The following is a 19,851-nucleotide window of genomic DNA, read 5'->3' as shown; positions in this document are numbered from 1 at the left end:
CCCCTCAGCCGAGCAGGGCCTCCAGTACGGCCTCGGTGTCGGCGAGATCGTCCAGGATGACATCGGCGCCGGCCGCCCGCAGATCGGCCGCGGCGGTGACGCCGGTGGCCACGGCGACGGCCCGCGCGCCGCCGTCGAGAGCGGCGCGGACGTCGTTCGGGGTGTCGCCGACGATCACGGTGGTGGCGGGGGTGAACTGGGTCCCGGTGCGCTCGTAGACGCGGCGGCGGGCGATCTCGACGAGCTCGCCGCGCTCCATGTGGTCATCGCCGTAACCGCCGAGATCGAAGTCCACGAAGTGGTCGAGTCCGAAGGCGCGCAGCTTGCGTTCGGCGTTCCTGCGGGCGTTTCCGGTCAGCAGCGAGGAGACGACGTCGGAGGTGTCGGCGCAGTAGCGCAGGATCTCCGGGACGCCGGGCAGTACCCGACCGCGCTGCGTGATGTCGGCGGCGCGGGCCTCGAACTGCGCGTCCTGCAGGCGCAGGAAGCGGGGGAAGCACTCCTCGGTCACCTGGAGCTCGTTGGCGAGGAGGGTGTCGTGGAACCACCGCCATTCGGTGCGGCCGGGCCCCCTGGTGTCCTTGTGCTGCGGTATCCCGCTGAACTCCGCGAAAGCGCTGGAGAAGATCTCGAACCCCACCCCGTCGACGTCCAGCAGCGTCTTGTCGATGTCCCACAGCACCAGCAGCGTACCCATGAACCCCCCTCAGTCCACTCACATTGTCGCCACGTACGCTATCCGACCTGCGGCGTCTTCTCGGGCCGTTCGGCGCAAAAGCCCCGGACGGCCCTGATGGCGCTCGTCTTTGACCGCCCGTGCCCAGAGTGCGTGGTGTTCCCCGCTACAGGTCGTCGGGCAGCAGGCGGAACGCCCTGTGCGGGGTCAGGGGCCGTACGGCCCGAAAATCGCGGCGGTCCAACGTCAGGACGGCGTCAGTACGGTATTCGGCGGCCAGCGCCACATTCACCGCATCAGCGAGGTCCAGGTCGAGGGCGGCGTATCCCTTCTGGACGGTCTGCGCGGTGTCCAGGGTTCCGGTGCCGATCTCAGGGACCCGGAATCGCAGTCGGCGGACCTGCGCAAGGATGAACGCGATGATCTCGGTTCGGGCGGCGGAACCGAACCGGGCCTTGGCCATGTGGTCCACTTCCGCGAGTACCAGGGGAGAGATGATCACCGTTCCGGCTTCGCGCAGCACGCCCCGGCACTTGGCGGCTTCGGCGGCGTTGCGGTCGGAGGCTGCGATGACACCGGATGTATCGGCGATGACGATCACCGGTCGGCGGCACCTCCGGCCACCGTCGCGGTGACCTCTTCGCTGGAGGCCGTCTCGCCGCTACCGTCGAAGGTGGGCCAGTCGAGAGGGTCGTCCCAGACGCGGTTCGCCATGGCCGCCAGATGAATGCCCTCGCGGATGATCTCCGCTTCCGGAATACCGCGGCGCTGTGCGGCTTCCTTGATGAGAGCGAGATCCTCTGGATCCGCGTACACGTTCGTCCTCTTCATCGACATGTACCAATACTAACCCATGTACCGCTCTGCGTTGCCGGCGAACACGGCGGTAGCCGGGGGCGAACGGGGGAAGCATTCCTCGGCCGCCTGGAGCCCGCTGGCGAGAAGGGTGTCGCGGAACCACTGCCATTCGGTGCGGCCGGACCCGCGGGTGTCCCTGTGTTGCGCTATCCCGCTGAACTCCGCGAAAGCGCTGGAGAAAATCTCGCCAGCATCCTCGCCGGTATACACCGTCGCCGGGTCATGGAAGCAGCGGCCCGGGTCACCCGTGTCTCGTCAGGGCTGAACAAGAGGCTCGCCCGGTAGATGGCATCTGATTCCCCCATCTACCTGACCACAGAGCTGATCATCGATATCACCACCCTGACCCTCCACCAGAACGACCAAGGCGATGCGGTGGTCCGCGACTACGGCCTACTGGAGAGCGCGGCGCATCGTCCGTGCTCTTCCTCGTTCGGGGTCGAGCACTACCCGGACATCTTCGAGAAGGCGGCGGCCCTCATGCACTCCCTGGCCCGCAACCCTGTCTTCGTTGACGGCGACAAGCGCGCCGCATGGAACTGCGCGGCCACTTTCCTGGAGGTCAACGGAGCGCCGCTGACCGATCCACTCGATGAGGACCGCGCGGAGCGGTTCGTTCTCGACGTCACCACCGGCGAACTCCACGACATCGCCGAGATCGCGGCTGTCCTGCGCGCATTCCACCATTGCGGGCCGAGTGGACGATGAGTCCCCCGCGGGTCCGTCAGCACTCGATGACGTTGACGGCGAGGCCGCCGCGGCTGGTCTCCTTGTACTTGTCCATCATGTCCCTGCCGGTGTCGCGCATCGTCTTGATGACCTTGTCCAGGGACACGAAGTGGTTGCCGTCGCCGCGCAGCGCGATCCTGGTGGCGCTGATCGCCTTCACCGAGGCCAGCGCGTTGCGTTCGATGCAGGGGACCTGCACCAGGCCGCCGATCGGGTCGCAGGTCAGCCCCAGGTTGTGCTCCATGGCGATCTCGGCGGCGTTCTCCACCTGGGCCGGGGTTCCGCCCAGGGCCTCGGCGAGGCCGCCGGCGGCCATCGACGACGCGGAACCGACCTCGCCTGGCAGCCCACCTCGGCACCGGAGATCGAGGCGTTCTCCTTGAACAGGATGCCGATCGCCCCGGCGGTGAGCAGGAAGCGCACGATGCCCTCGTCATCGGCCCCCGGGCTGAAGTGCAGGTAGTAGTGCAGTACGGCCGGGACGATGCCCGCCGCCCCGTTGGTCGGGGCGGTGACCACGCGCCCTCCGGCGGCGTTCTCCTCGTTCACCGCCAGCGCGTACAGCGTGATCCAGTCGCTGCCGCGCATCGGGTCGGGGTCCCGCTCCACCACGGACGGCCGGACCAGCCCCGACTCGTCGCATCCGCCGCCGAGCTGCCGGTAGAGGCGGTGCGCCCGCCGGGACACCTTCAGCCCGCCCGGGAGCGTCCCCTCACTGGTCACACCGCGCCGCACGCACTGGCGCATCGTCCGCCAGATCTCCAGCAGCCCGGAGCGGATCTCCGCAGGCGTGCGGCCGAACGCCTGCTCGTTGGCGAGCATGATCGCGCTGATGGACATGCCGGTGTCGGAGCAGGTCCGCAGCAGCTCCGAGGCGGTGCTGAACGGGTACGGCAGCGGGGTGTCGTCGGGTTTGATCCGGTCGGCCCCGGCCGCCTCCTCGTCGATGACGAACCCGCCGCCCACCGAGTAGTAGGTCCTCGCGCGCAGCTCGGCGCCGTCCTCGTCGAAGGCGAGGAACCGCAGGCCGTTGGGGTGGCCCGGCAGGCTCTCCCTGCGGCGGAACTCCACCTGTTCGGCGGGGTCGAAACCGATCTCGCGCTCGCCGCCCAGCGCCAGCCGCCCGCCGTCGCGGACCTGTCCCAGCAGGTGCGGCACGCTGTCGACGTCGACGTCTTCGGGGGCCTCGCCGAGGAGGCCGAGGATGACCGCGGTGTCGCTGCCATGGCCCTTGCCGGTCAGCGCGAGGGAGCCGTAGAGCTCGGCCCGCACACTCGCGACCCGCGTCAGCAGCCCGGTGTCGCGCAGCCCGGAGACGAACGTCCGGGCCGCCTTCATCGGGCCCACGGTATGCGAGCTGGACGGGCCGATACCGATCTTGAACAGGTCGAAGACGCTGATGGCCATGGTTCCTGCCCTCCTCGTCGAGCACAGGGAAAACCGGTGGAAACGGCCGTAGCCGGACCACACGCCGCTCTTCGCGAAGAGCGGCGTACAACCCGGCTACGTGTTCTGGGACCGCTGAGGAAGCCCTAGATCCCAGGGTAGAGCGGGTGTTTGCGCACCAGGACCTGGACACGCCCGCGCAGCGCCTGAGCGTCGTATCCGGGTTTCAGTGCCTCGGCGATGATGTCGGAGACCTCGGTGAAGTCCTCCTCGCCGAAACCGCGCGCGGCCAGCGCCGGGGTGCCGATGCGCAGCCCGGAGGTGACCATCGGCGGTCGCGGGTCGTTGGGTACCGCGTTGCGGTTCACCGTGATGCCGATCTCGTGCAGTCGGTCCTCGGCCTCCTGCCCGTTCAGCTGCGAGTTCACCAGGTCCACCAGGACCAGGTGGACGTCCGTGCCGCCGGAGAGCACGTTGACGCCGACCTCGGCGCTGTCGGGCCGGGTGAGCCGGTCGGCGAGGATCCGCGCGCCGGCGACGGTGCGCCGCTGGCGGTCGGCGAACTCCTCGCCCGCGGCGATCTTCAGCGCCACGGCCTTGGCCGCTATGACATGCTCCAGCGGCCCACCCTGCATACCGGGGAACACGGCGGAGTTGATCTTCTTGCCGTACTCCTCCTTGGCGAGGATGAGACCGCCGCGGGGGCCGCCGAGCGTCTTGTGCGTGGTGGTGGTCACGACGTCGGCGTGGGGCACCGGGTTCGGGTGCAGCCCGGCCGCGACGAGACCCGCGAAGTGCGCCATGTCCACCAGGAGCAGCGCGCCCACCTCGTCGGCGATCCGCCGGAACCGGGCGAAGTCCATCTGCCGCGGGTACGCCGACCAGCCGGCCACGATCATCTTCGGCTGGTGCTCCTTGGCGAGCTTCTCGACCTCGTCGTAGTCGACGGTGCCGTCCTCCTCGCGGACGTGGTAGGCCACGGCGTTGAGGATCTTGCCCGAGTAGTTGAGCCGCATGCCGTGCGTGAGGTGGCCGCCGTGCGCCAGGTCCAGGCCGAGGATGGTGTCGCCCGGCTTGAGCAGCGCGAAGTAGACAGCGGTGTTCGCCTGGGCGCCCGAGTGCGGCTGCACGTTGGCGTGCTCGGCCCCGAACAGCGCCTTCGCCCGGTCGATCGCGAGCTGCTCGACGATGTCGACGTGCTCGCAACCGCCGTAGTAGCGCCGGCCGGGATACCCCTCGGCGTACTTGTTGGTGAGGACTGTCCCCTGCGCCTCCAGGACCGCCTGCGGGGCGAAGTTCTCGGAGGCGATCATCTCCAAGGTGTCGCGCTGGCGCGCCAGTTCGGCGTCGACAGCCGCCGCCACCTCGGGATCGAGCCGGTCCAGTGACGTGTCGAGAAGGTTGTTCTCGGATGGCATCTGGTTACCCTTCACCTTCGGTCAGCTGTGTGTACTGTTCCGGGGTAAGTAGATCGGACGGCTCCTCGGCGAGCTCCACCTTGAAGAGCCATCCCTGGCCGTAGGGGTCCGTCCCGATGAGCTCCGGCTCGTCGACCACCGTGCGGTTGACATCAACGACCTCTCCGTTGACCGGGGAGTAGATGTCGCTCACGGACTTGGTCGACTCGACCTCGCCGCAGGTGTCACCGGCACGAACGGTGGCGCTGACCTCGGGAGGCTCCACATAGACGATGTCCCCCAGGGCCTCGGCGGCGTAGGCCGTGATGCCGATGGTGGCGACACCATCGTTGATGGCCACCCACTCGTGCTCGCTCGTGTAGTTCAGCTCCGCGGGAACGCTCAATTCAACTCTCCAGAGATCTTCCATTGTCCGGCGCGGCGCGACGCTGTCGCGCGCGGCCCCGGTCTGCACTGTGCGCGGATCACGCCACCCGGAATTGTGCCGGGTGCCCGGCGCGGCCCGCACCTATGGCTGGCGCCATGGTCCTCGCCGGCGGACCGTCAGCGGTCCCGCTTGTAGAAGGGGAGTTCTACAACGTCCACCTCTTCGGTCCGTCCACGCACGTCCACGGTGAAAGTGCCGGCCGTGATGTCGGGCTCTCCATCGACGTAGGCCATCGCGATGGGGTTGCCCAGAGTAGGAGAGGGCGCCCCGCTGGTGACGGCCCCTACCACCTGACCATCGCACAGGACCGTGTGCCCCTTGCGGAGCACACGGCGGCCGTGGCCGATAAGCCCCACCAGTTTGCGGGGGCGGTCGTTCTCGGCCGCCCGGAGGAGCGCGGCGCGGCCGACGAAGTCGCCGTCCTTCTCGAACTTGACGACGCGGCCCTGGCCGGCGTCGAAGGGGGTGGTCTCGGCGCTGAGCTCGTTGCCGTAGAGCGGCATGCCGGCTTCCAGGCGCAGCGTGTCGCGCGCGGAGAGCCCGGCCGGGGTCAGCCCGTACGGTTCGCCGCTCTTGACCAGCGCGTCCCAGATGTGCAGGGCCTCGGTGCCGGGCTCGACGAAGATCTCGAAACCGTCCTCACCGGTGTAGCCGGTGCGGGCCAGGAGCACCGGGCGGCCCGCGACAGTGTGCCGGTAGCCGGCGTAGTACCTGATCTCGGACAGGTCGGCGTCGGTGAGCGGGGCCAGGATCCGAACGGCCTCGGGGCCCTGCACCGCGATGAGGGCGTAGTCGGCGGAGCGGTCGTCCACCCGGGCATCGAAGCCGGCGGCGCGTTCGGTGAGCGCGGCGAGGACGGTGCCCTGGTTGGCGGCGTTGGCGACGACGAGGTAGTCGTCCTCGGCCAGCCGGTAGACGATCAGGTCGTCGAGGACCCCGCCGTCCTCGGCGGTGATCATGGTGTAGCGGGCGCGGCCCACCTTGACCTTCGACAGGTGCCCCACCAGCGCGTAGTCGAGGAGGTCGGCGGCCTGCGGCCCGGTGATGTGGATCTCGCCCATGTGCGAGAGGTCGAACAGGCCTGCGGTTTTGCGCACGGCCTTGTGTTCAGCGGTCTCGCTGCCGTAGCGCAGCGGCATGAGCCAGCCCGCGAAGTCGACCAGGTTCGCTCCGAGCTGCTGGTGGACCTCGTAGAGCGGTGTCCTGCGCGGGGACGGAGCCGCCTCGCTGCCAAGCGCTGTCATGGGCACTCCCGAGAGGATGGACGTCGTGTCGACAAGGCGCTGCCATCCTCCCCCTCTGTCATCTGTGCCTGAGAGCTTCACCGCGCGCTACGCGACTTGCACCTTCGGCGAGGGGCGCGGACGCCCCTGCTTTCCAGAGTGGTCTCACCCGTACGGTCCGCTGCGCCTGAGAGGTTCTCTGGGGAGGAATTGCTCCTTCGGCGTCCCGCGCTGGCTGCGCGGACACTCTCCCGTACGGGGTCGGTGACTGCCAATCAGCCTAGCAGCGCCCGCCCAACCGGCCCAGATGGTGCCCCCGGAACTTGGGCCGCTGCCCCGCTGAGCTTGCGCAAACCGGTCCCTCCCCAGTGGAAACGGTCCCGGTTTCGTCACCCCGCTGGGTTTCGGTAGTGAAGACGAGTCCCCCCACATGCGTGGGGCGCGGACACAAGCCCGCACCGTTTCACGGTGCGGGTTCGGATCACCCCCACGTGCGTGGGGGTGATCCCGCGTGGAACGCGGTCATGGCCAAGGTCGAAGACCAAGCCCCACGCACGTGGGGGTGGTCGACCATCCAGCGCTGCTATCGTCACCCGACGACTACGGTTCCCGTCACGTCTCCGAATTCCGTCGATCTTGACGAAATCGTTCCTTCACCAGCGGAAATAGCAACGATTTGCTCAAGATCGGCATGGTGCTGCCCGAGGGATTAAAGGTCGCGGCGCTTGACCGTGTCGAGGAAAGCGCGCCACTCGGCTAAGGGGAAGACCAGTGCGCCGAGGTCCCGGTGTTTGGTGTCGCGGATGGCGGCGCCTGCTTCCCAGTTGGCCACCTCGACGCAGTGACTCTCGGTCGCGCTGTAGGAGGATTTACGAAATTCCATTTCAGACCTCTTTCAGCAGCTTCTTGAGAGACTTGATTGTCTCAGCCTCACTGAGCGCTGAACGCATGAGGGATGCGAAGACCTTGCGGTAGTCATCGAGTTCCTGGGGCTTTTCGAGGAAGGTTCCTCCGGTTCTGCCTTCCATGTAGACGAGGGAGGGATCGAGTTCGTCCGCGTAGTCCAGGATGACGAAGCCCGATCCCATTGAGGCATGAAGGCCAGTGCTGAGTGGGAGTATTTGGAGGGTGATCCAGTTAAGCCCTTCTCCCAGTTCGATGAGACGGGCGAGCTGAGGTTTGGCTACATCGGGCTCGTGGGTCAACCGCAGCAGTGCGCTCTCGTCCAGGACCGCCAGGACTTCAAGGTCGCCCTGAAGCAGACGCCGAGTTCGGCGCCGAGGGGGTGCTGCTGGACGCCTGGGCCCAGGTGCACATCAGCGAGCACGTGCGCGCCGGCTCGCGCGTCGACCAGGTCCAGGGCCAGGCCGCCCAGATCCGCGCTTATGCGCCGCTGCTGCTCCCCGAGCCTTACCAGACTCAGGCCTATGCCCGCGCGCTGAACGCCATCGAACGCCCGATGGAGCCGCGCTACCTCACCCGGGACCGGCCCCGCTTGGTGGGGCTGATGGCCACCGGGTCGGGGCCGCCGTTCCACTGCCTGGTGCTGGACGAGAGCGCACTGCACCGCAGGGTCGCCAACCCCGAGGTGATGGCCGAACAACTGGCCCACCTGCACAAGCTGGCCCAGGCCGGCCACATCACCGTGCCCCTCATCCCCGCCGGCGGTGCCCACCCCGGGCTGCGCGGCGCGTTCTGGACGCTGTCCTTCTCGCCCCGCCCTGGCCTACACCCCGCCCCCGCGCGGGCCCGGCCACCTGGTCACCGACGCCACCCGCATCAAGGGCTACGTGGACCTGTTCGCCACCCTGCAGGGCACCGCCCTGCCCGCCGATGCCTCCCTGGCCTTGCTGGAGCAGGCCATCGACCGGGACCGCCCCCGCCCGGCCCTCACCACCGGCGCTACCGGAAGCACCGCCACCGCGGCCGCTTTCGGCCACACCGTCCAGGTCCGGGCCACTACCGACTAACAAACTCCGCCCAGCAGGCGTCACACAAGACAGGAAGACTCTGGCGGGTGCCGGAAACACCCCCAGAGCACGGCCAGCAACCGGATTCCTTGGAAGAACGGAGTTGCCGACATGGCCATTGTGCCGCACACCGCGATCATCTCGTCCATCCTCGGAGTCGCCGCTGGGCCCCGGTGGACGCCGCGTATCTACCCCGGTCAGCTGGCCCAGACCTCTCGGCTGCGCGCCGACCTGCGCGCCGATCTCGCCGGGTTCGGCGCCGACCTGGTGGAGGCGGCCGTGCTGTGCGCCAGCGAGGCCTTCGCCAACGCCGTCGAGCACACCCGCTCCGGCGGGCCCGGCGGCCGGGTGGTGCGCGCCCTCCACGTACCCGCCCCGGGCAGGGTGCGGCTGGTGATCGTCGACGACGGCGCAACGGCCACCGCGCCGCGGGTCCCGCGCCAGCGCACCGCGCGGGAGTGGGAAACCGCCGAGCACGGGCGCGGCCTGCTGCTCATCGACAACCTCGCCTCAGCCTGGGGCGGCTACCCCGTCGTGCCGTTCCCGTTCTGCGCCGACCTGGGCACCGCCGTATGGGCCGAGTTCGCAACCGGGGAAGTCCTTCGATGACCGCGCCCGTTCTCCATCCGCGCGAGTGAGCCCCGATCGACTCCCGGTGATCTTGAGCGTTCCGCGCTCGGAAGGAACGCTTCCCTCAAGACCGCCGGGGCTCAGTCGGCCGGTTCGGCCCGGCTCTCGCGCAGCGTGGCGAGTGCGGGCGGGAAACGGAAGCGGGTGTGCGCATGGCGGGCGGACCTTGCGTGTGCTCGGGAGTCGGCTAACCGGCGGGCGAGGGCGGCCGGCTTCCGCCGGGTTGCAGGGCGAGGACCGCGATGTCGTCGTGCGGACCGTCGTCGAGCCACTCCTCGACGACCTGCTCGATCCGCTCCGGGACCGTCGCGGCGGGCATGCCCGCGCAGTCCGCGAGCAGCCGGGCCAGCCGCTCCTCGCCGAACATCTCCCCGTCGAGGAGGCCGCTGCGGGCCTCGGTGACCCCGTCGCTGTACAGCAGGAGCGACTCGCCGGGGTGGACGGTGAAACTCACGCTGTCGAACACCGCGTCGCCGATCGCGCCCACGAACATTCCGGACAGCTCGATCTCCTCGACCGTGCCGTCGGCGCGCAGCAGCAGCGGAGGCGGGTGCCCGCCCGCCGCCATCTCCACCCGCAGGCCGCCGTCGCCGAGCCGCGCGGCGCGGCCGAGCACCACGGTGCTGAACTCCTCGATCCCTGTCCTGAGCAGGACCTCGTTGAGCAGCTCCAGGAGCCGCAGCGGGCGCCGTTCCAGCAGCCGGAGCGCGCGCACCGACTGGCGGACCATGCCGGTCAGCACCGCGGCGTCGATGCCCTTGCCGGACACGTCGCCGAAGAGGAACTCGATACCGTCCTCGGCTTCGGCGACCTCGTAGTAGTCGCCGCCGATCAGGTCGGTCTCGCGCGCGGACCGGTAGGCGGAGCCGAGCCCGATCCCCTCCAGGTCCGGGAGCGGGGCGGGGACCAGGGCCGACTTGAGCGTGTCCGCGGTGCGCGACTGCTCCTGGTACAGCGTCGCCGCACTGACCGCGATGCCGACCCGCTCGGCGTACTCGGTCAATACCTCGGTCTCGGCTCCGGTGAACCCGGGGTCACCGGAGCCCCGCGCGAACAGCAGGGCGCCGATGGTCCCGGTCACCCCGTGTACGGGGACGGCGAGCATCGGCCCGAGGCCGCCCGGCGGCGCGGGCAGCACCTTCTCCGGCTCCGTGCCGAAATCGCCCGGCCGGAGCTCGATCCGGCCCTCGTAGCCGCCGGCGAGGTCCGACAGCCAATCCGTGCCGGCGACGGCGGCGGCGTCCCAGTACCCGGCGGTGGTGGTGTCGAGAGCGGGCGGGCCCGTGCCGGGAGCGGCGCTCGCGCAGGTCCAGTCGGCACCGCCCTCGGGCCTCAGTGCGACGTGGCAGCACGCGCCGGCCAGCCGGGGTACCGGCAGCCGGGCCGCCAGGCGCGTGACCCGGCCAAGCTGCAGGGAGGCGCTGAGCTGCCGGGCGGCCTCGTTGAGGAACTCCATGCGGAGGGCGCAGGCGTCCCGCTCGGCCTCGGGCCGGGACAGGTGCCAGACCATGCCGTCGTGCAAGCGCGTGATGCGCGCGGACACCGCGGTGCCGTCCGGGGTTCTGTACCGGCCCCTGCCCGCCCCTTGAGCAGGGGTGTCGCCGCCGGGGGCCGCGGTGAGGAACGGGGCGATGTCCGAGCCGGGCTCCAGTCCGGGCAGCAGATCGCGGGCGGTGCCGTGCAGCGAGCGCACCAGACCGCCGAGGTCGGTGATCACCACGGCCTCGGACACCCCGTCGAGGGCGGCGGCCAGCGCCGTCCACGACGGAGGCCGCGGGCCGTGCCCGCGCGGCTCCGGCGGACGGCGGCTGTTGGCGTCGCGGAGGGGCACGGCGTCAGTGAAATCGGAGAGCACCGGGATTCCCTAGGTCATCGGGTGGCGCAGTATGTTCGCACGCGGTTCTCGTCATCGGTGGTGTATCAGGAGTCACTGAAGGACGGCTGAGTCTGCGCGAGGCCGCCGACACGGGTCCACGGCCAGATGCGGGTGGATACGAGAAGAACCCGCCGTCTCTGCACTAAACGAACATATCCGATGGTCAGGCGACTATGAGAAGCATCGTCCTGAGAGGGGCGGGCCTTCCCATCGCCGGAAAGGCCCGGATCTCCGCGAGACCGGGGTAGCCGGTGCCGGGTGTCAGGCGGTCTTGCGCCGCTGGCGGACGGCCTCGGCCAGCCCGGCCAGCACTTCCTCGGTGGTCTCCCAGCTCATGCACTTGTCGGTGATGCTCTGCCCGTAGGTGAGCCGGGACGGCTCGGTGAGCTTCTGCGCGCCCTCGACCAGGTAGCTCTCCAGCATGACACCGACGATGCCCTGCTGCCCGTCGGTGATCTGGGCCGCGACGGACTCGACGACGGCGGGCTGGCGCTTGTGGTCCTTGCCGCTGTTGGCGTGGCTGGCGTCGATCATCAGCCGGCGGGGCAGGCCGGACCCCTTGATGACCTCCAGCGCGGCGTCCACGTTGCCGGTGTCGAAGTTCGGGCCGGAGCGCCCGCCGCGCAGGATCACGTGGCAGTCGGGGTTGCCCCGGGTGACGACGACGGAGCCGGCGCCGGCCGGGTCGACGCCGAAGAAGGTGTGCGAGGCGGCGGCCGCGCCGCAGGCGTCCACGGCCACCTGGACGTCGCCGTCGGTGCCGTTCTTGAAGCCCACCGGCATGCTCAGGCCGCTGCCGAGTTGGCGGTGCACCTGGCTCTCGGTGGTGCGGGCCCCGATGGCGCCCCAGGTGACTGCGTCGGCGATGTACTGCGGGGTGATCGGGTCGAGGAACTCGGTTCCGGCCGGGATGCCGAGGGAGCCGATGTCGAGCAGCAGCTTGCGCGCGGTGCGCAGGCCGCGGTGCACGTCGTAGCTGTCGTCCAGACCGGGGTCGTTGATCAGGCCCTTCCAGCCGAGCGTGGTGCGGGGCTTCTCGAAGTACACCCGCATGACGACACACAGGTCGCTGCTGACGGAGGGGACGAGGTTCCGCAGCCGCTCGGCGTACTCGATCGCGGCGGCGGTGTCGTGGACGGAGCACGGCCCGACGACGACCAGCAGCCGGTCGTCGTCGCCGTCGAGCACCCGCTTGACCTCGGCCCGGGCGTCCTCAACCAGTGCGGCGCGCTCCGGTCCCATGGGCAGTTCGGCGAGGATGTCCTGCGGCGCCACTAACGGCTGGTAGCTGTCGACCCGTGTGTCGTTGGTACTCGGCATGTCCGTTCCCATTTCCCTCTCCGAGGCGGCTCACCTGAACACTAAGCGATCATGCACGGTGGGCTTCCCGGGATCCCGTGCCTGGGTACACATCACCGTGGGGAGAGGGCGAACGGCGGGACAGGCCGTGAGCGGGCCGTTCCGCCCCGGGGATCACTCCTTGAGGCCCGGGAAGTCTTCCTCCCAGTACTCGTCGGCGTTGCGGGCGCCGTCGTCCACCGCGCCGCGCTCGTTCTCGCCGGCGCGCAGCTCCACGCGGCGGATCTTACCGGAGATCGTCTTTGGCAGGGCGGTGAACTCCAGACGACGGACCCGCTTGTAGGGGGCGAGGTTCTCCCGTGCGTAGGCCAGGATGGCGTGGGCGACGTCGGCGCTGGGGACGACGCCTTCGGCCAGGGTGACGTAGGCCTTGGGCACGCTGAGCCGCACCGGGTCGGGAGAGGGGACCACGGCGGCCTCGGCGACGGCCTCGTGCTCGATGAGGACGCTCTCCAGCTCGAACGGGGAGATGCGGTAGTCGGAGGCCTTGAACACATCGTCGGCGCGGCCGATGTAGGTGATGTAGCCGTCGGCGTCGCGGGAGGCGACGTCCCCGGTGTGGTACCGGCCGTTGCGCATGACGTCCTTGGTGCGCTCCTCGCTGTCGCGGTAGCCGGTCATCAGCCCCAGCGGGGCCTCGTCCAGGTCCAGGCAGAGCTCGCCCTGCTCCGCGAGCTCGCCGGTGACCGGGTCCTCCAGCACGACGGTGTATCCGGGCATCTCCCGGCCCATCGAGCCCGGGCGGACCTCCTGGCCGGGCCCGTTGCCGACCTGGAGAGTGGTCTCGGTCTGGCCGAACCCGTCGCGCACGGTGATTCCCCAGGCGCGTCGCACCTGCTCGATGACCTCGGGGTTGAGCGGCTCGCCCGCGGCGACGGCCTCCCGGACGGGGACGTCCCACCGGCCCGGGTCGGCCTGGAGCAGCATCCGCCACACGGTCGGCGGGGCGCAGAAGGTGTCGACGCCGCAGTCGGTGATCCGGTCCAGCAGGCGGGCGGCGTCGAACTGGGTCTGGTTCACCACCAGCACCGTGGCCTGGGCGTTCCAGGGGGCGAAGACGCTGCTGTAGGCGTGCTTGGCCCAGCCGGAGGAAGAGATGTTGAGGTGGACGTCACCCGGGCGGATGCCCACCCAGTACATCGTCGACAGGTGCCCCACCGGATAGGAGAGGTGGGTGTGCTCCACGAGCTTGGGCTGGGCGGTGGTCCCCGATGTGAAGTAGAGCAGCAGCGGGTCGTCGCCGCGGGTGGGCCCGTCCGGGGCGAAGTCCAGCCGGCGTGCTCGGAGTCGGAGTAGGGCAGCCAGCCCTCCATGTACCCGACGGAGATGCGGGTCCAGTGCCCGTGCAGCCCCTCGAACTTCGGTTCGTCCACCGCGTTGGCGATCACGTGGGCGACGCTGCCGCGCTCGATCCGGTCGGCGATGTCGGTGCGGGTCAGCAGGGGAGTCGCGGGGATGATCACCGCACCCAGTTTGATCGCGGCGAGTGTGGTCTCCCACAGCTCGACCTGGTTGCCCAGCATCATCAGTATCCGGTCGTGGCGGCGCACCCCTTGGGCGTGCAGCCAGTTGGCGACCTGGCCGGAACGTTCGGCGAGCTCGCGGTAGGTCATCCGGGCCTCGGAGCCGTCCTCGTCGATGATCCACAGGGCGAGACGGTCGGGGTGTTCATCCGCGGCGACATCGAAGTGGTCGAGTGCCCAGTTGAACTGTTCGGGGCGCGGCCAGGCGAACTCGCCGCGGGCTCGGCCCTGGTCCTCGCGGTGCTCCAGCAGCAGGTCGCGGGCGGAACGGAATGTCCGGGTCGCCGTGCTCGACATGGGTGACCACCTCCGCGTTGACGCCATGACGCGGGATCACCTACCCATGATCGCCCGATGTCATCGCACCTTTCCGGGCACGGCCGCCGGCGGAGCGGCCGCCGGGGCCGCCGAGTCGCCGCGAACCAGGATGGTCCGCCTCGCCGAGCATGTCTAGGATTGGCCCGATGGACGAGTTGCAGGGGGACCAGGGCGCGTGGCGTTTCGACGGCCGGACGGTCCTGGTGCGCTACCACACCCGCCGGGGTACGCCCGCCCTGCTCCGGGCGCTGGGCGAGTGCCGGGTCCCCATGGACGCGGTGCGGGCCGTGGAGTTCCAGCGCGGCGACAGGAAGGCCGGCTGGCGGCTGCGGCTGCGCCTGGTCGAGGGCGCGGATCCCTACAGCGCGGTCACGGCGTTCCCCGACGACGACAGCGACCCCTTCTCGCTGACCGGACCGGCCGATTCCGAGCTGATCGCCGAGTACTTCTCCGAGCAGATCGGCCTCGCCGTCCCGGACGGGGAGGCGGACTCCGAAGGCCGGGCGGACCCCGCGGAGGCGGCGCGCGGGCTCGTCCTGCGGCTGCCGCTGCGGATCCGCACCGCCGAGGGCAGCGCCTCCTTCGACGGCCGGACCGTGCGGCTGCGGTGGGACGGGGTGCTGGCCGGGAGCGCCAAAGGACACGAGCGGACGCGGGATTTCGCGGCCGAGGACATCGCGAAGGTCGAGTGGGAGCCGCAGATCGGCCTTGAGGTGGGGTTCCTGCGGCTCGTTGTGCGGGGCAGGCCTGCCGAACGCCCGGCCGACCCCGAAGAGGATCTCACCTGCCTGTGCAGCCACGGCGGTAAGGGCCAGGCGCACACGTTCATGATGGCCGCGGCCATCACCGCCTACTTACGGCCAGGGGGCGGGACGGAACCCCCTGCGGTCACCGCCGCGAACGCCGGTGACGACGGCCGGCTCGTCTACGACCGGATCCGGGAGCTCGGCCGGTTACACAAGGAGGGGCTGCTCACCGACGAGGAGTTCACCTTCAAGAAGACCGAACTCCTGCGCCGGCTCTGACCGGGCCTTCTCGGTCAGAGCCACCCGCGTTTTCCGACACCACTGGCTACGAATGCGAAGAAGGGCAGTCTTTTTCATGCGCACGCTGTATCCGCCCATCGAGCCCTACGACTCCGGGATGCTTGATGTCGGCGATGGGCACCGGATCTACTGGGAGCTCTGCGGCAACCCGGACGGCAAACCCGTGGTGTTCCTGCACGGAGGTCCCGGGGGCGGCTGCAGTCCGGACCACCGGCGGCTGTTCGACCCGGAGCGCTACCGGATCCTGCTGTTCGACCAGCGCAACTGCGGGCGCAGCACCCCCCACGCCAGCGGCATGGACGTCGAGCTGTCCACGAACACCACATGGGCGCTGGTCCAGGACATGGAGCGGCTGCGCACCATGATCGGCGTCGGCAGGTGGCAGGTCTTCGGCGGTTCCTGGGGGAGCTGCCTGGCACTGGCCTACGCCCAGGAGCACCCGGAGCGGGTGAGCGAGCTGGTGCTGCGCGGCATCTTCACACTGCGCAATGAGGAACTGCGCTGGTTCTACCAGAGCGGGGCCAGCTACCTGTTCCCCGACATCTGGGAGTCCTACCTGGCGCCGATTCCCGAGGAGGAGCGCGACGACCTCATCGGCGCCTACTCCAAGCGGCTGAGCTCCCCCGATCCGCAGGTCCGGCTTGAGGCGGCGCGGGCGTGGAGCGTCTGGGAGGGGTCGACGATCACCCTGCTGCCCGACGAGAAGGTCCGCGCCCAGCACGCCGAGTCCGACTACGCGCTGGCCTTCGCCCGCATCGAGAACCACTACTTCGCGCACGGCGGGTTCCTCGCCCCGGGCCAGCTCATCGAGAACGCCGCCAAACTGCGGTCCATCCCCGGCGTCATCGTCCAGGGGCGTTACGACGTCTGCACCCCGGTCATGACCGCGTTCGAGTTGCACCGCGCCTGGCCCGAGGCGGAGTTCCACCTCGTGGACGACGCCGGGCACGCGTTCAACGAGCCCGGGATCCTGAACCATCTCATCCAGGCCACCGACACCTTCGCGCAGCGCCGGCCCCTCAGCGCCTGACAGCCGCGGCCGCGGCCGCGAGACTGGGACCATGAACGCCGGGCGACGAGTGAGGAGCGCCACATGCGGGTGAACGTCGACTTCGACCTCTGCGAGAGCAACGCGGTGTGCATGGGCATCGAGCCCTCCGTATTCGAGGTGCGCGACGACGACTTCCTGTACGTGCTGCGGGAGGAGCCGCCGGAGGAGTTGCGCGGCGCGGTCGAGGAGGCCGCGCGGATGTGCCCCAAGCAGGCCATCACGATCGAGGGGTGACCCCGGCGGCGGACAGCGCTCCTTCCCAGGTCGTGGTCTCGGCCAAGAGGGGGCGGTAGCGCATGACCTTGGGGGTGGAACGCAGGCCGAGAACCCCGACCAGCACCCCGCCGCGGCCGAAGAACGCGACGAACTTGCGGTCCTCGGGGGACCCGTGCACGATCCGCACGGTGTCGGCGGGGGCGGCCTGCCCGAGCAACTGGATTTTCCGGCCGTACTGGTCGGACCAGAAATAGGGCACCGGGGTGTAGGCCTGCCGGGTTCCCTCCCCCGCGAGGAGGTTGCGCGCCGCCGCGGCGGCCTGTTCGCCGGCGTTGGTCCAGTGCTCCAGCCGGATCCGGCCGCCGTAGCGAGGGTGCGGCCAGTTCGCGAGGTCGCCGGCCGCGTAGACGCCGGGCACCGAGGTCTGGCAGAACGCGTCGCAGAGGACGCCGCCGTCGCCGGCCAGCCGCACCCCGGAGCCGCGCAGCCACTCGGTGTTCAGCTCGACGCCCAGCCCGGCGACCACCAGCGACGCGTCCACGGCGGTGCCGTCGTCCAGCCGCACCCGCTCGACGTGCCCGGAGCCCTCGAAGCCGCTGACTCCGACACCGAGCCGCAGGTCCACCCCGTGGTCGCGGTGGAGCTCGGTGAGGACCTCCCCGATGCGCGGGTCGACGACGCGGGTGAGCGGGGTCGGTGCCGCCTCGATGAGGGTCACCTCCAGCCCGGCCGTGCGCGCGCTCGCGGCCACCTCCGCGCCGATGAAGCCCGCACCGACCACCACGACGCTCCCGTGCTCGCCGAAGGCCGCGCGCACCGCCTCGGCGTCCTCGATCGTGCGCAGCACGTGCACGCCCTTCAGGTCGGTTCCGGGGCGGCGGGCCCGGGCGCCGGTGGCGATGATGAGGCCGTCGTAGCCGACCGCCGCCCCGCCGTCGAGTTCCACCGCGCGGTCCGCCGGGCGCAGCCGGGCCGCGCGCTGCCCGAGCCGCAGGTCGAGTTGGAGGCGTCGAGGTCGGCGTCGTCGCGCAGCGGCAGACTCTTCTCCGAGCCTTGCCGGTGAGGATCTCCTTCGACAACGGGGGACGGGAGTAGGGGCGGTGGGGCTCCTCCCCGATCAGCGTGAGCCCGCCGTCGAACCCGGCTTCGCGCAGCGCTTCCGCGGCGTGCAGCCCGGCCATGCCGGCACCGGCGATGACGACGTCGCGCATTTTCCGGTCCCCTCTCCCGCGTTCGCTTCTAGTAGATCGGACGGACACCCCCCACCGGCTCCCCGCCGCCCAGGACGTCCACGCTCAGCATGCCCGATACCGGGGTGATGTCGACTCCGAGAGCCTCCAGCGCGGTCAGTCCGGCCATAGCGCGGGAACGCTGCTGGGCGTCGCCGTCGCTGATCTTCACCGCGACGGTCTCGCCGGCCGGAGCGGCCAGGACGAGTACGCCCTCGGCGCCGATCTTGGAGACCAGTCCGGGCAGGCCGCGCATGAGCAGCGTGTCGGTGCGGTCCTCGCCGGCCACGTACTCGGGGAAGTCCCGCATGGCCCGTAGCACCGCCGCCTCGGGGGAGCTTTCCGGCGCGAGGACCATCGCCTGCAGTCCGCGGGCCAGGCCGAGCAGGCTGACCGCCATCTGCGGCGCACCGCAGCCGTCGGTGGCCGTGTGCGCGACGGGTTCGCCGCACAGCTCCTCGACGGTCTCGCGGACCATGGCCTGGAGCGGGTGGGCGGGATGGAGGTAGTCGTCGACGTCCCAGCCCTGCCGGACGCAGGCGGTCAGCATCGCGGCGTGCTTGCCCGAGCAGTTCATCAGCAACCTGCCCGGCTTCCCGCCTGCGCGCAGCAGCGCCCTGCGCGCCCGCGATCCCATCGGCCAGTCCGCGGGGCAGCCCAGCGACCCGGCGGTGAGCCCGATGTCGGCGAGTATCTTCTCGACAGCGGCGACGTGGATCCCCTGCCCGTTGTGGCTGCCCGCGGCGACGGCGAGCTCGGGGCCCGTGATGTCGGCTCCGGCCCGCAGCGCGGCCAGGGCCTGGAAGGGTTTCGCGGCGGATCGGGGGAACATCGGGTCGTCGACCGTGCCGCGGATGTAGCCGACCCCGCCCGCCGCCGAGAGCCCGACAGCGGCACCGTAGTGCACGCCCTCGCGGAAGCCGCAGCGGACCACCTCGGCCAGGGGGACGTAGTGGGGCGGCGGAGTCTCTGGCATCGGGCCTCCTGGCGGGGTTTGCGGCGTTCGCCGCCGGGTGTACGGATTCGTCCTGCGGGTCGGCAAGGAGAATAAACGTTCCGAAGACCGGTCCTCTTCCGCGGGCGGGGGTTCGGGCGGGCGCGGCGGATCAGTGGATAGGGTCGATTACGGGGGGCGGGTCTGCGCACCGCGAAACCGACGGTCCGGTCGATGGGGACCTCCAGCGGCGCAGACCCCCGGTTTCGGCCAGCTGGAGGACCTCAAGAGACGGGGGATGACGTGCTGGACGAGGGGCGCCCCGGCGACGGGGCACTCCGCATGGGGGCCCTCACCCGGCGCCGGTACGGCCGCCGGGCGAGGGAACTCGACTACGCCGTGATCGGCGTGCGGACAACGGGACCGGCCGCGGACGCCCGGGTGTGCGAGATCGCGGTGGTGCGGATGCGCGGCGACGGGGCGGTGACGCGCGAGTTCAGCACGCTTGTCGACCCGCGGGTATCGGTCACCTGGAGCGGGGCGCACGGCATCGGACGCAGCGACGTCATAGGCGCGCCCAGCGTGGCCGAACTCGTGCCCGACGTGGCGGAACTGTTCTCCGAGGCGGTGGTGGCGGGCCACGGGCTCGCCACCACAGCGCGGTTCCTCGACTCCGAGTTCCTGCCGGCCGGGCTTCCCAAGAGCCTGCCCGGCCTGTGCACCCTGCTGACCCTGCGTTCCCAGGTGGAGCTGGAGGAGTATTCGCTGGCCCGCGCCAGCTACGTGCTGAACGGGCGGTGGCCCACGGCCCGCCATTCCGCGCTCGGCGACGCGCGCGCCTGCGCCCGGCTGCTGGCCGAGCTGCTGTGGAACGCGGCCGGTGAGCTTCGCTACACCGGGCCCGAGCCGGGTGCGCTCGGGGAGCCGGCCCGCTCCGGACCGCCGGGCCGCGCGCAGGGTGAACGACACGGCTCTCCTCGCG

18 protein-coding genes, 4 pseudogenes and 1 riboswitch are annotated in these 19,851 nt (G+C 70.4%); of the genes and pseudogenes, 8 read left to right on the top strand and 14 right to left on the bottom strand.

What is annotated here, in order from left to right; all coding sequences use genetic code 11:
• Positions 1–4 precede the first annotated feature (4 nt).
• The 3 genes from VS93_RS23310 to VS93_RS23300 all read right to left on the bottom strand — a co-directional run bounded on the left by VS93_RS23310 (position 5) and on the right by VS93_RS23300 (position 1,492).
• Positions 5–697: an HAD family hydrolase gene (locus tag VS93_RS23310; protein WP_046472018.1), complete on the bottom strand. Its 693-nt coding sequence runs from the start codon at positions 695–697 to the stop codon at positions 5–7.
• Between the two features lie 145 nt (positions 698–842).
• Positions 843–1,277: a PIN domain-containing protein gene (locus tag VS93_RS23305; RefSeq protein ID WP_046472017.1), complete on the bottom strand. Its 435-nt coding sequence runs from the start codon at positions 1,275–1,277 to the stop codon at positions 843–845.
• Positions 1,274–1,492, bottom strand: coding sequence for a CopG family transcriptional regulator (locus VS93_RS23300; protein ID WP_236700693.1), 219 nt, complete (start codon positions 1,490–1,492; stop codon positions 1,274–1,276). The genes VS93_RS23305 and VS93_RS23300 overlap by 4 nt, the downstream gene beginning before the upstream one ends.
• 327 nt (positions 1,493–1,819) lie before the next feature.
• On the opposite strand from VS93_RS23300, the gene VS93_RS23290 reads away from it, so the two are divergent.
• Entirely contained in the window at positions 1,820–2,242 is a 423-nt protein-coding gene (locus VS93_RS23290; protein WP_046472014.1) for a type II toxin-antitoxin system death-on-curing family toxin, read from the top strand.
• Between the two features lie 16 nt (positions 2,243–2,258).
• Here the strand turns inward: VS93_RS23290 and VS93_RS23285 are convergent.
• The 6 genes and pseudogenes from VS93_RS23285 to VS93_RS23265 all read right to left on the bottom strand — a co-directional run bounded on the left by VS93_RS23285 (position 2,259) and on the right by VS93_RS23265 (position 7,946).
• A pseudogene (locus tag VS93_RS23285) lies at positions 2,259–3,670 on the bottom strand (L-serine ammonia-lyase).
• A 125-nt stretch (positions 3,671–3,795) separates the two neighbouring features.
• Positions 3,796–5,067, bottom strand: a complete 1,272-nt coding sequence (locus VS93_RS23280; protein ID WP_046472013.1) for a serine hydroxymethyltransferase — start codon at positions 5,065–5,067, stop codon at positions 3,796–3,798.
• 4 nt (positions 5,068–5,071) lie between these two features.
• On the bottom strand, positions 5,072–5,452 hold the full coding sequence (gcvH, locus tag VS93_RS23275) for a glycine cleavage system protein GcvH (protein WP_046472012.1): 381 nt from the start codon (positions 5,450–5,452) through the stop codon (positions 5,072–5,074).
• A gap of 158 nt (positions 5,453–5,610) precedes the next feature.
• Entirely contained in the window at positions 5,611–6,738 is a 1,128-nt protein-coding gene (gene gcvT, locus VS93_RS23270) for a glycine cleavage system aminomethyltransferase GcvT (protein WP_046472011.1), read from the bottom strand.
• Between the two features lie 143 nt (positions 6,739–6,881).
• Positions 6,882–6,981: riboswitch (glycine riboswitch) on the bottom strand.
• 445 nt (positions 6,982–7,426) lie between these two features.
• Positions 7,427–7,600, bottom strand: coding sequence for a DUF397 domain-containing protein (locus tag VS93_RS28620; RefSeq protein ID WP_082127138.1), 174 nt, complete (start codon positions 7,598–7,600; stop codon positions 7,427–7,429).
• Between the two features lies 1 nt (position 7,601).
• A complete protein-coding gene (locus tag VS93_RS23265; protein WP_236700695.1) occupies positions 7,602–7,946 on the bottom strand; it encodes a DUF5753 domain-containing protein in 345 nt (114 codons plus the stop codon).
• Between VS93_RS23265 and VS93_RS33565 the strand changes: the two are divergent.
• The 3 genes and pseudogenes from VS93_RS33565 to VS93_RS23250 form a co-directional block, all read left to right on the top strand.
• Positions 7,931–8,377: pseudogene (locus tag VS93_RS33565) on the top strand (Scr1 family TA system antitoxin-like transcriptional regulator); the annotation flags it as partial. The gene VS93_RS23265 and the pseudogene VS93_RS33565 sit on opposite strands and share 16 nt — an antisense overlap.
• A 7-nt stretch (positions 8,378–8,384) precedes the next feature.
• Complete coding sequence (locus VS93_RS29490; RefSeq protein ID WP_156184984.1) at positions 8,385–8,687, top strand: hypothetical protein; 303 nt, start codon at positions 8,385–8,387, stop codon at positions 8,685–8,687.
• 111 nt (positions 8,688–8,798) lie between these two features.
• Entirely contained in the window at positions 8,799–9,296 is a 498-nt protein-coding gene (locus VS93_RS23250) for an ATP-binding protein (RefSeq protein WP_046472008.1), read from the top strand.
• Positions 9,297–9,504: 208 nt separating this feature from the next.
• On the opposite strand, the gene VS93_RS32660 is transcribed toward VS93_RS23250, so the two are convergent.
• The 3 genes and pseudogenes from VS93_RS32660 to VS93_RS23235 all read right to left on the bottom strand — a co-directional run bounded on the left by VS93_RS32660 (position 9,505) and on the right by VS93_RS23235 (position 14,372).
• Complete coding sequence (locus tag VS93_RS32660; protein ID WP_052745946.1) at positions 9,505–11,172, bottom strand: PP2C family protein-serine/threonine phosphatase; 1,668 nt, start codon at positions 11,170–11,172, stop codon at positions 9,505–9,507.
• 282 nt (positions 11,173–11,454) lie between these two features.
• Positions 11,455–12,513 carry a 3-deoxy-7-phosphoheptulonate synthase gene (locus tag VS93_RS23240; protein ID WP_046472020.1) on the bottom strand — a complete coding sequence of 353 codons (1,059 nt, stop codon included), beginning with the start codon at positions 12,511–12,513 and terminating at the stop codon, positions 11,455–11,457.
• 153 nt (positions 12,514–12,666) lie between these two features.
• Positions 12,667–14,372, bottom strand: a pseudogene (locus VS93_RS23235) (AMP-binding protein).
• 167 nt (positions 14,373–14,539) lie between these two features.
• Here VS93_RS23235 and VS93_RS23230 point away from each other — a divergent pair.
• The 3 genes from VS93_RS23230 to VS93_RS23220 all read left to right on the top strand — a co-directional run bounded on the left by VS93_RS23230 (position 14,540) and on the right by VS93_RS23220 (position 16,724).
• On the top strand, positions 14,540–15,418 hold the full coding sequence (locus VS93_RS23230; protein ID WP_046472007.1) for a DUF4429 domain-containing protein: 879 nt from the start codon (positions 14,540–14,542) through the stop codon (positions 15,416–15,418).
• 76 nt (positions 15,419–15,494) lie between these two features.
• A complete protein-coding gene (gene pip, locus VS93_RS23225) occupies positions 15,495–16,469 on the top strand; it encodes a prolyl aminopeptidase (protein ID WP_046472006.1) in 975 nt (324 codons plus the stop codon).
• Between the two features lie 63 nt (positions 16,470–16,532).
• Positions 16,533–16,724 carry a ferredoxin gene (locus VS93_RS23220; protein ID WP_046472005.1) on the top strand — a complete coding sequence of 64 codons (192 nt, stop codon included), beginning with the start codon at positions 16,533–16,535 and terminating at the stop codon, positions 16,722–16,724.
• Here the strand turns inward: VS93_RS23220 and VS93_RS23215 are convergent.
• Positions 16,708–17,917 (bottom strand): annotated as a pseudogene (locus VS93_RS23215) (NAD(P)/FAD-dependent oxidoreductase). The gene VS93_RS23220 and the pseudogene VS93_RS23215 overlap by 17 nt on opposite strands.
• A gap of 28 nt (positions 17,918–17,945) precedes the next feature.
• Positions 17,946–18,911: an asparaginase gene (locus tag VS93_RS23210; RefSeq protein WP_046472004.1), complete on the bottom strand. Its 966-nt coding sequence runs from the start codon at positions 18,909–18,911 to the stop codon at positions 17,946–17,948.
• 300 nt (positions 18,912–19,211) lie between these two features.
• On the opposite strand from VS93_RS23210, the gene VS93_RS23205 reads away from it, so the two are divergent.
• A partial coding sequence (locus tag VS93_RS23205; protein ID WP_046472019.1) for a 3'-5' exonuclease occupies positions 19,212–19,851 on the top strand: 640 nt, incomplete at its 3' end.

Source organism: Allosalinactinospora lopnorensis (assembly GCF_000981225.1).
Classification (GTDB): Bacteria; Actinomycetota; Actinomycetes; order Streptosporangiales; family Streptosporangiaceae; genus Allosalinactinospora; species Allosalinactinospora lopnorensis.
The sequence above is the reverse complement of the archived record's forward strand: the minus strand, read 5'-3'. Positions and strand labels throughout refer to the sequence as shown.